Source organism: Amycolatopsis decaplanina DSM 44594, from assembly GCF_000342005.1.
Classification (GTDB): Bacteria; Actinomycetota; Actinomycetes; order Mycobacteriales; family Pseudonocardiaceae; genus Amycolatopsis; species Amycolatopsis decaplanina.
In genome coordinates this window covers 234,413-247,035 of the sequence record NZ_AOHO01000026.1, presented here as the reverse complement: position 1 = coordinate 247,035, position 12,623 = coordinate 234,413, and the positions used below count along the sequence as shown (strand labels likewise).

The following is a 12,623-nucleotide window of genomic DNA, read 5'->3' as shown; positions in this document are numbered from 1 at the left end:
ACGCCCGGCACAGCGCCGAGCCTTCCCCAACCGAGCTTGTGCATTAATGAACAAGCTCAGGCATGTAGCCGAGGGTAGCCGAACACAGGTTTTACCTGCCAACTTTTTCCTCGTACGCGAACCTAAAGGGCAGGTCCGCATACGGACTGTCACGAAGAGTGATCAGCAGACGCTGTCCGTCGGTGCCGGGTTGCCGAGACCGAACAGCGGCCGCAGCTTGAGCCCGATCCAGGTGCCGCCGAGCGCGAAGACGCCCCACAGCCAGCCGTGCAGGCTGCCGACCGAGATACCGCCGAGGTAGGCGCCGATGTTGCAGCCGCCCGCCATCCGCGCGCCGACGCCCATCAGGATCCCGCCGAGCACCGCGGCGACGGCGGTCCGCCACGGGATCGAGCTGTGGATCTTCCACGCGCCCGCCGCCGCGGCGGCGACACCCGCGCCGATCATGATGCCGATGTCGGTGAGGCTGTTCTTGTCCTTCCAGATCGGCCCGGCCAGCGAAGCCGCGTTCGCCTTGAGCCGCCAGAACTCCCAGGTCTCCGGGTGCAGGCCGAACACCTGCAGGATCTTGGCGCCCCACAGGCTGAACGCGCTCGTGACTCCCCAGATCCCTCCGGAGACGAGGAACACGGCCCCCGCCAGCACCCCGAGGACGACGGCGCCGACGAGGACCGGCCAGGAGCCGCGGTAGATCCGGGCCAAACCGCGCGCGGTCGGGACGACGTCGACCGGCGGCGGGTTGCGGCGCTTCTGCACGAACCGGGTGCCCAGCACGATCGCGGCGAGGACGGCGACGGTGATCGCCCACGAACCGAACCAGCCGACGTGGTCGGCGAGCAGGATCCCCTTGAACTCGGGCCAGCCCGAAAGCAGCGGATACGCCCACGTGTAGAGGACCGACCCGGTGATGAACCCGCCGAGGGTCAGCACGATCGTCGACTGCCCGGAACCGACCGCGAACAGCGTTCCCGAAGCGCACGCGCCACCTAACTGCATGCCGATGGCGAAGATCGTCGCGCCGACGAACAGCGCGAGCCCCAGCCCGCCCGCCACCGGGTTCGGTTTGCTGCCGAACATGCCGGATCCCGTGCCGACGATCAGCGCGATCAACGTCGCGGCCGTGCCGAGCAGCAGCGTGTGCGCCCGCAGGCCCTGGCCGTTGCCGACCGCGATCAGCCGGCGCCAGGCCGAGGTGAACCCGAACCGGGAATGGAAGAGCGCGAGGCCGAGCAGCAGGCCGAGGATGAGCAGGACACCGAACTTCGCCCCGTGCGTCGCCCAGACGTACCAGGTCAGTCCGATCGCGAGGGCACCCGCGACAGCCAGCGGCACGACCTTGACCGGCTCCTCCGGCTGCGGGACCGGGGCGGCGCAGGAGGTCGGGAAGTCGAGGAGCTTCTTCTCACCGGTTTGGGTTTCCGTCGTCGCCACCAGGACTCCAGATCGATCGGCGGGGTGGGGGACGAGCAACGTTAGGACCGGTGACCGCCCGATCGCAGCCCGTCCCACACTGTGCGACGAACGGAGGTGCGCGCAGGGCCGGATGGCAGTGGTAGCAAAGGTCCCTTGCTCCCCTGATACGCGTGAAGGCCCCCTTCCCTCTGCCGATCCGAGAGAAGGGGGCCTTCACGCGCTTGGGCTTACTCCGCCGTCTTGAGGCAGAGTGTCGTCGGAGGCGTCGAGTACGTCGCCACCAGCGTGGCTTCGGTCCCCTCACAGGACGCCTTGTCCGCGGCGTTGGCGATCTTCACCAGTTCCGCATCCTTGGCGGGGTCGGTGCAGGACACCTTCTGGTAGCCGGCGGTGTCCGACTTGAAGCCCTTGAGACAGTCGCCCTGTTTGACGTTGATGATCAGGCACAACTTGTACGACATCCGGCCCGTCATCGAGATGGTGTCGTAGTCGCCCTCCGGGCAGGACTCGTCGCCGGCCACACGTGCGCCGATCTTGACGTTCGCCTCCGGCGCGCCGCAATCGATCTTCTTCGGGTCGTCGGCCTTCCTCGAGAACTCGGTCACGCTCAGGCAGTCGCCGGCTTGGGCGCTGCCAGTCCCGGTGAAGTAGTTGAAGAGGAATAGGCCGCCGCCGATCAAGACGACGAGCACCGGAATGGCGAAGCGCAGCCAACCGATCTTGGAGCGCTTGGGCGCCATCGGCTGACCGCCGGGCGGCGGACCGAAAGCGTCGGGCTGTCCCACCGGCATTTGGCCCCCAGGGGCCGGCTGGGAAGTGGTCACCGAGAAACCTCACAGGTGTGAAGAGGAATGAGAACCCCGGTATCAAACACTCATCGTGATCAACCCCACGGACCGACCCCCCAAAAGAGTGAAAACCTCAGGTCGAGGCCACTATTTGGTGCTCTTCACACAGACCGTCGAGGGAGGCGTCGAGTAACTCTTGAGATGAGTCGCTTCCGTGTCGTCACAGGTCATGACACCGTCGACCACCTTCAGCACCTCCGCGTCCCTCGCGGGATCCGAGCAGGGAACCTTCTGATAGGCCACGCTGTCGGCGAGGAAGTTCTCGAGGCAGTCGCCCTGCTTCGCGTTGATCATCATGCAGAGCTTGTACGAGGCGAACGTCTTGTCGACGACGAGCTGGTCGTACTCGCCAGCCGGGCACGCACCGCCGGCGTCGGTCTTCGCCCCCGCCTTCGCGTTGGCCTCGATCGAACCACAGTCCACCTTGGCCGGATCCGCGTCGACGTCGCCGAACGTGGTGATCGCGTAGCAGTCGCCCACCCGGACGTCGTCGGTGTTCGAGAGGTACCCGACGATCCACGACGACGCGCTGAGCACCACGATCGCGACCGGCACCAGGATGCCCACCCAGAACCATAGGGAACGCCTCGGCCTGGCGGGTCCGCCGCTGTGCTCGGTCATGGGGCCAGGGTATTCGCGGCAACGGAAAAGGGCGCCCCGATCGCTCGGAGCGCCCATCCGCGAAGAATCTGCGTCAATCGTTTTGGAAGTACGAAAGCAGCCGCAGGATCTCGAGGTACAGCCAGACCAAGGTGGTCATCAGGCCGAAGGCGGCGAACCACGCCCACTTCGACGGCATGCCTTCACGGATCATCCGGTCGGCCTGGTCGAAGTCGAGCAGGAAGCTGAACGCCGCGACACCGATCACCACGAGGCTGAAGATGATCGCGATCGGCCCGCCGTCACGCAGCGGGTTGAAACCGAAGAAGCTGGTGATGAGGTTGACCAGCATCAGGATCGCGACGCCGACGACGGCGCCGATGATCCACTTGGTCAGCTTCGGGGTGACCTTGACCGCACCGGTCTTGTAGACGACCAGCATCGCGATGAACACACCCGCGGTACCGATGATCGCCTGGATCGCGATCCCCGGGTAGAGCGCTTCGAACAGACCGCTGATCGCACCGAGGAAAACACCCTCGGCAGCCGAGTACGCGAGCGTGAGCGGGCCGCTCGGCTTCTGCTTGAAGATGATCACGAGCGAGATCACGAGGCCGACGATCATGCCGCCGACGAGCAAGCCGATGACGGAGCCCGGTATGCCTGTGATCTTGCCGGACGCCGAAACCGGGATCTGGCTGATGGCCCAGATCGCGGTGAGCACACCGGTCACCAGCGCGGTGCCGAGGCTCAGCGCCGTCTTGATGACGACGTCGTCGACGGTCATCGGACGGTCGTCGGCGCCGGCGGAGGTCTGCGGAGGGCCGTAGCCGGGCACGCCGCCCTGGGGTTGGTTGAAGCCTACGTTGGGTCCGTACTCCGCCGCGCCGCGCGGCAGGTTCCGGAACGCCGGGTTGCTACTGGATCGCACCTGATCCTCCTGGATCTACTGGCACCTGCATCGGGTTCAACGACCGCGTGGGCCGCCCGGTTCCCGTCGAAGTAAAGACGACTTTACTCACAATCGGCGCGACGACCATCTCCCACACCGTATGCGGCGGAGATCACCGACCGTTCACCGATACCCCACCTGATGCCCTATTGCCAAAACCGCTGATCACACGTCACCCTCCACGTTGCGTGTTCGGACAATCACCGAAGGCGTGTCGGGGAACCTATCGATCGTGTGACCTGCGCCGACGTAAATGCGCCGGGGCGGAGCACGGCCAAAGGAGTCAACACACCATGGGGTGGACCACACGCCCGAGCGTGCGTTCGCGCGCCTTGACCAGCCTGATCGCGACGTGCCTCCTCGGCGCCTTGTCCGCAACCGTCGCGGCGACACCGGCCTCGGCCGCCAAGGAAGAAGGCGTCGGCTACGAGGTCACGCCCGGCCAAACGGTCGGCGGCAAGCAGAGAACACGGGACTGGCTCGGCTCCTACGTCGTCAACGGCAAGCACGTGTTCTGCGTCTCCTTCCAGTTGAAGGCGCCGAACACGGACGAGAAGTACAAACCCGGTGACGAACTCCTCGACAAGTGGGGCGCGAAGCTCCCCGAGGACACCGCCGCCAACATCTCCTACCTGCTGCTGCGTTACGGCGGCACCCAGGACAAGGCCGAGGCCGCGGCGCTCGCGCACCTGCTGCACTCGTGGACGTCGAAGCCGCGTTCCGCCGACGACCTCAAACCGAGCCTTCCTCCGGAGAAGATCGGCTACGACGTCCAGAGCCACCTGGACAAGCTGAAGGCACAGCACGCCGACGCCGCCACGGCCGTCGAGAAGCTGACCAAGGACGCCGAGGCCAACCGCGGCCCGTGGACCACCGCGATCGCGCCGCCGAAGGAAGACCAGCACATCGGCACCGCGGGCGAGTGGACGATCAGCGTCAAGAACGCCAACGGCAAGGGCGTCTCCGGCGTGCCCGTGCAGCTCACTCCGTCGAACGCGACCGTCGACAGTGACGAGAGCACCACGCCCGCGTCGACCTCGAACGCCAAAGCCGAGAAGGCCACCACGGTGAAAACGGGCGAGGACGGCACCGTCACGGTCAAGGTGACTCCGACCGGTGACCAGCCGAAGCTGGCCAGCTCGCTGTCCGCCCCCGCGGACCGGCCGTACGTGCAGTTCCCGGTCGAGACCGGGGTGCAGAAGGTCGTCTCGACCGGCGGCGAGAAGGAACTGAAGGCCCAGGGTGTCGCAGTCGTCTCGAAGCCGGGCAAAGTCCAGGTGACCAAGGTCGACGCGAAGACCGGCAAGGGCATCGCGGGCGCCGCGCTGCGGATCACCGCCAAGGACAAGTCCACGGCCGCCGTCGGCCACGACGGCAAGCCGCTCAACGGCGCTGACGGCAAGCCCGCCGTCGTCACCACCGAGGGCGAGAACGGCACGGTCACCGTGGAGAATCTGCGGACCCCGCAGGAGATCTGCGTGGTCGAGGTCAGCGCGCCGCCGGGTTACACCAACGCGTTCGACCCGAAGAATCCGCCGTCCGCCTGCGGTGAGATCAAACCGGGTGAGACGCTGGCGCTCAAGGTCGCCAACACGCCCAACGAGGTACCGCGCACCATCCCCGCCGGCGACCGGCCGGTGGCGATGATGCAGGGCACCGTCGAGACCTCGGCGTCGACCGCCGGCATCCTCGGTGTCGGCGCGCTCGCGCTGCTCGGTTCGATGATGGTGGGCGTGGCCGCGCGGCGGTCTTCGCGACGCTAAGAGGGTTCTGGAATGTCAGTACGACGTGGGTTCGCGCTGGGAGCCGTCACGGTCCTGTGCGCGGACCTCGTCGCGGCCTTACTCATCTGGCCGCCGACGACCGTGGTGACGGGGACGGCTCAGCCCGTCTCCGTCGCTGTCGCGGGCGGCGCGCCCGCCGCTCCCGCACAGCAGGAGGTCCCGCCTCCACCGGACATCGTCCCCACGACGCCGACGGCCGCCCCGCCGCCGTCGTCGAAGGAGCCTGAAGCCCCGAAACCGCAGGGACCGGGGACGATCCGGCTGCCCGCGGGCGGCGCGGCGAAACTCGTGCGCAAGGAACTCGGGCCGGGCGCGGAGCTTCCGGTGCCGGAGAACCTCGGCGAGGTGACCTGGTGGGGCGCCGAGCTGAGCGCGGCCACCGGCGCGAGCGTGTTCGCCGGCCACGTGAACTGGAAGGGCGCGACGGGTCCGTTCGCGGAACTGTGGACCGAGCGGATCGGCGGCACCGTCACCGTGGTCGACAAGGCCGGGAAACCCTGGCAGTACAAGGTTTCCCAGCTGATCACGCTGAAGAAGAACGAACTGCCGCAGCGGGCGGACGAGCTGTTCGGCCAGTCCGGTCCACATCGGATAGTCCTCGTCACCTGCGGCGGCCGCTGGGTGGGCGGGGAGACCGGCTACGCCGAGAACCGGGTGGTCATCGCCGACCCCGCCTAGTTACCCGTGAGTAACTTCACGGGACGCGGCGGTGGTCCTCACCGTGACAATGCAGCAGAATGCCTGTGGACGGGCGAGCACGGTGAAGGGTGAAGCAGATGGCGACTTTTCTGGTGACCGGGGCGACCGGACTGATCGGGCGCCAATTCACCCGGCTGCTGCTCGCCAGGGAGGACGTCGACAAGGTCGCGCTCGTCGTCCGCGAGTCCTCACGGGACAAACTCGCGAAACTCGTGAACGCCTGGCCGCATCCGGAACGTGTCACCCTCGTCACCGGTGATCTCGGCGAACCTCTGCTCGGCATCGGCGAAGAGGACCGAGAGAAGCTTCGCGGTGTCGATCACGTCGTGCACCTCGCCGCCCTTTACGACCTCACCGCCGACGACGAAGCCAGCATCAAGGCCAACGTCGAAGGCACCGCGCAGGTGATCGCGCTCGCCGCCGATCTGAACGCGGGCTGTCTGCACCACGTGTCCTCGGTCGCCGTCGCCGGGGACCACGAGGGCATGTTCACCGAGGAGATGTTCGACGTCGGCCAGCGGCTCGTCACGCCGTACCACCGCACGAAGTTCGAGGCGGAGCGGCTCGTGCGCGAGCAGCACGACGTGCCGTGGCGGGTGTACCGGCCCGCGGTCGTCGTCGGGAACTCCGAGACCGGCGAGATGGACAAGATCGACGGCCCGTACTACCTGTTCCCCGCGATCAGCAGGCTGGCCGGGCTGCCCGACGTGCCGATCGTCGGCCCCGACCTCGGCGACACCAACGTCGTCCCGGTCGACTACGTCGCCGAGTCGCTGAACGCCCTGATCACCACGAAGGGCCTCGACGGGCGCGCGTTCCACCTGGTCAACCCGGAACCCCAGCCGGTCGTCTCGGTCTACAACGCCTTCGCGAAGGCTGCGGGCGCGCCGACCATTTCCGTACAGCTCAACGAACGCGTGTCCAAGGGCATCGTCAACCTGGTGAAACTGAGCGAGCACATCCCCGGCTTCACGATCGCGCGCGACGCCGTGATGGAGCGGCTCGGCATTCCGCCGGTGCTGCTGGAGACCATGGCGTTCCCGTCGGTGTTCTCGTCGGCGTCGACACGCAAGGCACTGATCGGTTCAGGCGTCGAGGTACCCAGGATCGAGGACTACGCGCCCACCCTGTGGCGCTACTGGCGTGAGCACCTGGACCCGTTCCGCGCCCGCAAGCACGGCCCGCGCGGTGAACTGGACGGCCGCCGCGTGATCATCACCGGCGCGTCTTCGGGCATCGGCCGGGCGACCGCGATCAAGGTCGCGGCCGCCGGCGGGGTACCACTGCTCGTGGCGCGGCGCCGGCACGAACTCGAAGAGGTTCGGGACGAGATCATCGCCGCGGGCGGCACGGCGTCGGTGTACCCGGCCGACCTGACCGACGAGGAATCGGTGCACAAGGCCGTCGACGCGATGCTCGCCGAGCACGGCCGGATCGACATGCTCGTGAACAACGCGGGCCGTTCGATCCGGCGGTCGATCAAACTGTCGTACGACCGGTTCCACGACTACGAACGCGCGATGGCGATCAACTACTTCGGCGCGGTGCGGTTGATCCTCGCGGTGCTGCCGCATATGTCCGAGCGGAAATTCGGGCATATCGTCAACGTCTCGTCGATCGGCGTGCAAGGAATCGCGCCGCGCTTTTCTGCGTACGCGGCGTCGAAGGCCGCTTTGGACTATTTCTCCCGGATCGCCGCGACCGAGACCCACGGTGACGGAATCACCTTCACGACCATTCACATGCCACTCGTGCGCACGCCGATGATCCGGCCGACGAAGATCTATGACGCGTTTCCGACCAAATCCCCGGATCAGGCCGCGGACATGGTGATGAAGGCGCTGAGGGAACGCCCGAAGCACATCGGCACGCCCGCCGGGCAGGCGATCGGGCTCGCATACACGCTCACGCCGGGGCTCACGGATGCCGTGGCCTACCAAGGATTCCGCGTGTTCCCGGATTCCGCGGCCGCGGGCGGCGAGGGCGGGCTCAAGATCGGGAAGGGCGAGCAGCATCTGTCTCGTGCGGCGATGGCGCTCGCCCGGCTCAGCCGCGGCTTCCATTGGTGACACTGCGCACACGGGTGGCGGCCGTTCAGGTGAGGGATCGCAGCTGAGAGACGACACACGTCGGTGAATCGCCAAGCCTGACAACGGCGACCCCGAGTACGCAGGTACCGTCGTGGCCATGGTTCCCGAGCGAGACAACGGCCTGTTGCCCCTGCGGCGCGAGTACACCCAGGCCTGGCACGGCTTCGACCGGAACGAAGTGCGCCAGTATCTGGATCACCTCGAAGCCCAGCTGCATCGCGTGATCACCGACCGCGACGCCGCGATCGCGCAGGCGACATCGGCCACGCGCGAACTCGAAACCGTCCGCCACGAGGTGGCGAAGCTGAACGCCAGGATCGAGGAGCTGAAGAAACCACCGGAGCGGCTCGAAGACCTCGACGAGCGGATGCAGCGCACCGTCACGCTCGCGCAGGCGCGTGCGGATGAGATCACGAAGCGTGCCGAGGTCGCCGCCGAGAAACACTGGGCGTCGTCGAGCGAGGCTTCGAAGAAGCTCCGTGAACGCTACACGCGGCTCGTCGCCGAGCTGGACAAGCAGGCGGACGCGCTGCATTCCGAGCACGAATCCGCCCTCGCCGAGACGCGGGCCGAGGTCCAGCGGTTGACCGTCGAGGCCGCCCAGCGCCGGGAATTGCTGGACAACGAGGCCGAGCGCAAGCGCCGGAAGATCGAGCGCGAGTTCGAGCAGACGATCGCGGCTCAGCGCGCGTCGCACGAGAAGCACATCGCCGACCAGCAGACGGCCAGCAAAAACCAGGCCGAACGCCGGATCGCCGAGGCCACCGCGGAGGCGAAGCGCCGCATCGACGAGGCGACAGCCGAGGCCAAGCGCCGGCTCGACGAGGCAACGACGACAGCCGCCCAGCGCACGACAGCCGCCCAGCGGAAGGTCGAGCGGCTGGCGGAGATCCGCGAGCAGGCCCGCAAGAGCCTCATGCAGGCCGACGAGGTCCTCAAGGGCAGTGAGGCGATGCTCGCGGCCCTGCCTGAGGAGTCGGTGATCCCGCACGCTTCGAAGCTCGTCGGTGGCGACAGCAAGGCCGAGGAGACGAAGCCGGCAGGCAAGCCCGCCGAGCCGCCCGCGTCGAAGGCCACCGCCCCGGCCGCCGCCAAACCCGCTCCCGCCAAGCCCGCTTCTTCGGCGCCTGCCGCCACTGCGCCGAAGAACGGACAGAGCGAACAGAACGGCCCGAAGGCGAACGGGCAAAAGCCGTCACCGGCCAAAACCGGCTCCTGACCAGCGCGAAGTAGCAAGGGACCTTTGCTGCCGCTCTCTTTTGGAGAGTGATAGCAAAGGTCCCTTGCTCTCTTTCGGGCGCTGGCAGGAGGCGGTGGTGCGGGGCCAGGGATTGGCCGCTTCGAGCTGGGCGGCGAGGCCCAGGAGGAGTGCTTCCCCGCCGGGCGCGGCGACGAGCTGAACGCAGGCCGGAATGCCCGAGGGGTGTACACCGACCGGCACCGACATCGCCGGATAGCCCGCGAGATTCCACAGGCCGGCGAAACCCGCCACACGCGCGGATGGCAGCACATTGGCGATCCAACGGCTTTCATGCCACGTGCGTGCCTTGAGCGGGAGAGTCGCGATCATGGGCGTGACCAGGACATCATGGTCGGCGAAGAACTCTTCGGCACGCTCCAGCCAGAGCTCCCTGGTGCTCTCTCGGACACGTTTGGCCATCAGCCGCCCGAGCCGGACGTGTGTACGGGTCCGGGGTTGGAGTGCGCCGAGATCGAACTCGGTCGCTTGTTCGGCCGGACCCGCGACCCAGCGCGCGAGGAGACCACCGATCGCTCCTGCGCTGTACCGGGGCGTTCCGGGCGCAACAGTGTGCCCAGCCGCACGGAACAGCTCTCCGGCTCGCGTGACGGCTCGGCTGAACGCGCGCGGCAGCGGCGCCCTCGTCAACGGGACGTGAGTCGACAGGGCGATGCGGGACCGCTTCGGGTCGGAGACGTCCGCCAGGCCGGGCTGTTCGGCGAGCACCGACATCAGCACGGCGGCGTCGGCAACGGTGGTCGTCATCGGACCGTGCGTGGACAGGCCGAACCAGCCGTCCTCCCCCGGTACACGGACCACGCCCTTACCCGGCTTGAGACCGACGATCCCGCACATCGCGGACGGCAGCCGGATCGAGCCCAACCCGTCCGTGCCGTGCGCGATGGGCACCAGTCCGGACGCGACGGCCGCGGCACTCCCGCCTGACGAACCGCCGGCGGCGTAGGACGGGTTGCGCGGATTACGCGCTACCCCGTCCGGATCGTCGCTCGATGGCCAGATACACAGCTCCGGTACCCGGGTCAGGCCGACGATCACCGCGCCTGCCGCGCGTAGCCGCCGCGCTATCTCACCGTCCTCTGTGGACAGCGCCGACGAACCCCCACGCGACCCCCACGAGGCGTATTCGCCCTCGACCGGAACGACGTCCTTGACCGCGACCGGCACCCCGGCCAAGGGCAGGTCGGCCAGGTCCGCACGTTCGGCGACGGCGGCGGCCTCGGCGAGTGCCTCCTCGGCCCTGACCCGGCGGAACGCACCGACCACCCCGTCCGCCGCCGCGATCCGGGCCAACGCCTCACGAGTCACCTGGACCGGGTCGAGTTCCTTGGCACGCACAGCCGCCGCGATTTCCACTGCCGTCTTGACCATCCCCGCACTGTAGAATGGGTGGCGAAGATCAGCTGCGCGCCGAACAGGCGAACTTCGCCGTGTCCGGTTCGAGCGCCGGGAAATCGGTGTAGCCGTCGAGCCGGGAGCCGTAGTAGACGTCGTGGTCCGCCCGAGCGAGCGGGGCGCGGAGAGCGAATCGGGCAGGCAGGTCCGGGTTCGCGATGAACAACCTGCCGAAGGCGACCACGTCGGCCAGTCCGGATTCGATCAAGGACTCACCCTCCTCCCGGGAGGTCGGCTCCTCGGACCGCAGGTTCGCGATGAGCGTCCCTGGCCACAATGGGCGCAGATGCGACAGCACCTCGACGTCAGGAGTGTCGATGACGTGCAGGTACGCGAGCTCGTACCGGCGTAATTCGGCGAGCAGTCGTGAGTACACCTCCTTCCAATCGTCTTCCACAATGTCGTTCTCCGGGTTACCCGGCGAGATCCGCAGAGCGACCCTGGCCGCACCGATCTGCTCGGCCACAGCCGCGACCACTTCGAGCGGGAAGCCGAGCCTGGCGGCGATCGAACCTCCGTAGCGGTCCTCTCTGCGGTTGGTGTTGCGGGCGAGGAACTCCTGGATGAGGTAGCCGTTGGCACCGTGGAGTTCCACGCCGTCGAATCCCGCCTCGACGGCCCGGCGTGCCGCCGCGGCGAAGTCCTGGACGACCTCGCCGATCTCCTCCTCGCCGAGCGCACGGGGTTCGACCGTGTCCGTCCAGCCTTCAGCCGAGAAGATCCGCCCGGCCTGCCGGACCGCCGACGGCGCCACCGGCCTCCGGCCCATCACGCCGGGGTGGCTGACCCTGCCAGCGTGCCAGAGCTGCGCGAAGATACGGCCGCCTTCCTCGTGCACGGCCGTCGTCACCTCGCGCCATGCCTCGGTCTGTTGCTCTGTCACCAGTCCTGGAATACCCGGGCCGCTCTTACCGGTCTGGTTCACCCAAACACCTTCACTCATGATCAAACCGGCGCTCGCACGTTGTGCGTAATACTCGGCCGTCCGCGGATGTGGCACGCCGGTGACATCGTCGGCGCGCCCCCGGGTCATCGGGGCCATCGCCATGCGGTTCGGCAACTGGATCGCGGTGCCGCTGAATGCTTCGAGCAACCTCATGAACGCGAAGCTAAACCCTGACACCGGCGTCACGGTCAACCTCGGTTTCCGCGGCTACTGTGGACTCATGCGGATCGGCGAACTGGCGAAGCGGACCGGAGTGAGTGTCCGCTCGTTGCGGTACTACGAAACGGAGGGCCTGCTGCATCCCGATCGATGTGGCAACGGCTACCGGACGTTCACCGAAGACGACATCGCCAGGGTTCTGCAGATCCAGCTCTTCTATTCGGCCGGGTTGTGCAGCGGCAAAATCGCGGAACTCCTTCCCTGTGTTTCCGGGGACCACACGCATTTGGTGCCCTCGCCGGGGATGACCGGCGAACTGGAGATCGCCAAGACCCGGATCCAGAACCAGATCTCCTTGCTCACCACCTCTCTGTCGGTTCTGGAACGTGTCCTGGCCGCGGCCAAGGGAACCGATACCGCCGAGGTACCGGTTCCCGCCCGGCCCGTCCGTCGACACCGCGGGATCCATGTCTGACCCG

General features: G+C 67.5%; 11 protein-coding genes. 5 read left to right on the top strand and 6 right to left on the bottom strand.

Annotation, left to right across the window (positions count from 1 at the left end; translation table 11 throughout):
* Nucleotides 1–162 precede the first annotated feature (162 nt).
* The 4 genes from H074_RS04625 to H074_RS04610 form a co-directional block, all read right to left on the bottom strand.
* Nucleotides 163–1,431: a YeeE/YedE family protein gene (locus H074_RS04625; protein WP_007028856.1), complete on the bottom strand. Its 1,269-nt coding sequence runs from the start codon at nt 1,429–1,431 to the stop codon at nt 163–165.
* A gap of 209 nt (nt 1,432–1,640) precedes the next feature.
* Nucleotides 1,641–2,237 carry an LppU/SCO3897 family protein gene (locus H074_RS04620; RefSeq protein WP_235096656.1) on the bottom strand — a complete coding sequence of 199 codons (597 nt, stop codon included), beginning with the start codon at nt 2,235–2,237 and terminating at the stop codon, nt 1,641–1,643.
* Between the two features lie 111 nt (nt 2,238–2,348).
* Nucleotides 2,349–2,882, bottom strand: coding sequence for an LppU/SCO3897 family protein (locus H074_RS04615; protein WP_039921457.1), 534 nt, complete (start codon nt 2,880–2,882; stop codon nt 2,349–2,351).
* A gap of 73 nt (nt 2,883–2,955) precedes the next feature.
* Complete coding sequence (locus H074_RS04610) at nt 2,956–3,792, bottom strand: Bax inhibitor-1/YccA family protein (RefSeq protein WP_007028853.1); 837 nt, start codon at nt 3,790–3,792, stop codon at nt 2,956–2,958.
* A gap of 314 nt (nt 3,793–4,106) precedes the next feature.
* Here H074_RS04610 and H074_RS04605 point away from each other — a divergent pair, with 314 nt between their 5' ends.
* From H074_RS04605 to H074_RS04590, 4 genes are all read left to right on the top strand, one after another.
* Entirely contained in the window at nt 4,107–5,576 is a 1,470-nt protein-coding gene (locus H074_RS04605; protein ID WP_007028852.1) for a SpaA isopeptide-forming pilin-related protein, read from the top strand.
* Nucleotides 5,577–5,588: 12 nt separating this feature from the next.
* Nucleotides 5,589–6,275, top strand: a complete 687-nt coding sequence (locus H074_RS04600; RefSeq protein WP_007028851.1) for a class F sortase — start codon at nt 5,589–5,591, stop codon at nt 6,273–6,275.
* A 98-nt stretch (nt 6,276–6,373) separates the two neighbouring features.
* The gene (locus H074_RS04595; protein WP_007028850.1) at nt 6,374–8,365 is read left to right on the top strand and encodes an SDR family oxidoreductase; all 1,992 of its coding nucleotides are present in this window, start codon (nt 6,374–6,376) and stop codon (nt 8,363–8,365) included.
* Nucleotides 8,366–8,483: 118 nt separating this feature from the next.
* The gene (locus tag H074_RS04590) at nt 8,484–9,605 is read left to right on the top strand and encodes a coiled-coil domain-containing protein (RefSeq protein WP_007028849.1); all 1,122 of its coding nucleotides are present in this window, start codon (nt 8,484–8,486) and stop codon (nt 9,603–9,605) included.
* On the opposite strand, the gene H074_RS04585 is transcribed toward H074_RS04590, so the two are convergent.
* Nucleotides 9,582–11,015 carry an amidase gene (locus tag H074_RS04585; RefSeq protein ID WP_051071881.1) on the bottom strand — a complete coding sequence of 478 codons (1,434 nt, stop codon included), beginning with the start codon at nt 11,013–11,015 and terminating at the stop codon, nt 9,582–9,584. The two genes, H074_RS04590 and H074_RS04585, sit on opposite strands and share 24 nt — an antisense overlap.
* 28 nt (nt 11,016–11,043) lie before the next feature.
* Nucleotides 11,044–12,138 carry an alkene reductase gene (locus tag H074_RS04580; protein ID WP_039921455.1) on the bottom strand — a complete coding sequence of 365 codons (1,095 nt, stop codon included), beginning with the start codon at nt 12,136–12,138 and terminating at the stop codon, nt 11,044–11,046.
* Here H074_RS04580 and H074_RS04575 point away from each other — a divergent pair.
* Nucleotides 12,137–12,619, top strand: a complete 483-nt coding sequence (locus H074_RS04575) for a MerR family transcriptional regulator (protein ID WP_051071880.1) — start codon at nt 12,137–12,139, stop codon at nt 12,617–12,619. The genes H074_RS04580 and H074_RS04575 overlap by 2 nt on opposite strands.
* The last annotated feature ends 4 nt before the right edge of the window (nt 12,620–12,623 follow it).

What these genes read in the sequence shown, in the direction of transcription:
- H074_RS04615 (WP_039921457.1), bottom strand. Translation starts at nt 2,882, where the DNA reads ATGACCGAGCACAGCGGCGGACCCGCCAGGCCGAGGCGTTCCCTATGG.
- H074_RS04605 (WP_007028852.1), top strand. Translation starts at nt 4,107, where the DNA reads ATGGGGTGGACCACACGCCCGAGCGTGCGTTCGCGCGCCTTGACCAGC.
- H074_RS04600 (WP_007028851.1), top strand. Translation starts at nt 5,589, where the DNA reads ATGTCAGTACGACGTGGGTTCGCGCTGGGAGCCGTCACGGTCCTGTGC.
- H074_RS04595 (WP_007028850.1), top strand. Translation starts at nt 6,374, where the DNA reads ATGGCGACTTTTCTGGTGACCGGGGCGACCGGACTGATCGGGCGCCAA.
- H074_RS04590 (WP_007028849.1), top strand. Translation starts at nt 8,484, where the DNA reads ATGGTTCCCGAGCGAGACAACGGCCTGTTGCCCCTGCGGCGCGAGTAC.
- H074_RS04585 (WP_051071881.1), bottom strand. Translation starts at nt 11,015, where the DNA reads ATGGTCAAGACGGCAGTGGAAATCGCGGCGGCTGTGCGTGCCAAGGAA.
- H074_RS04575 (WP_051071880.1), top strand. Translation starts at nt 12,137, where the DNA reads ATGAACGCGAAGCTAAACCCTGACACCGGCGTCACGGTCAACCTCGGT.
- H074_RS04580 (WP_039921455.1), bottom strand. Translation starts at nt 12,138, where the DNA reads ATGAGGTTGCTCGAAGCATTCAGCGGCACCGCGATCCAGTTGCCGAAC.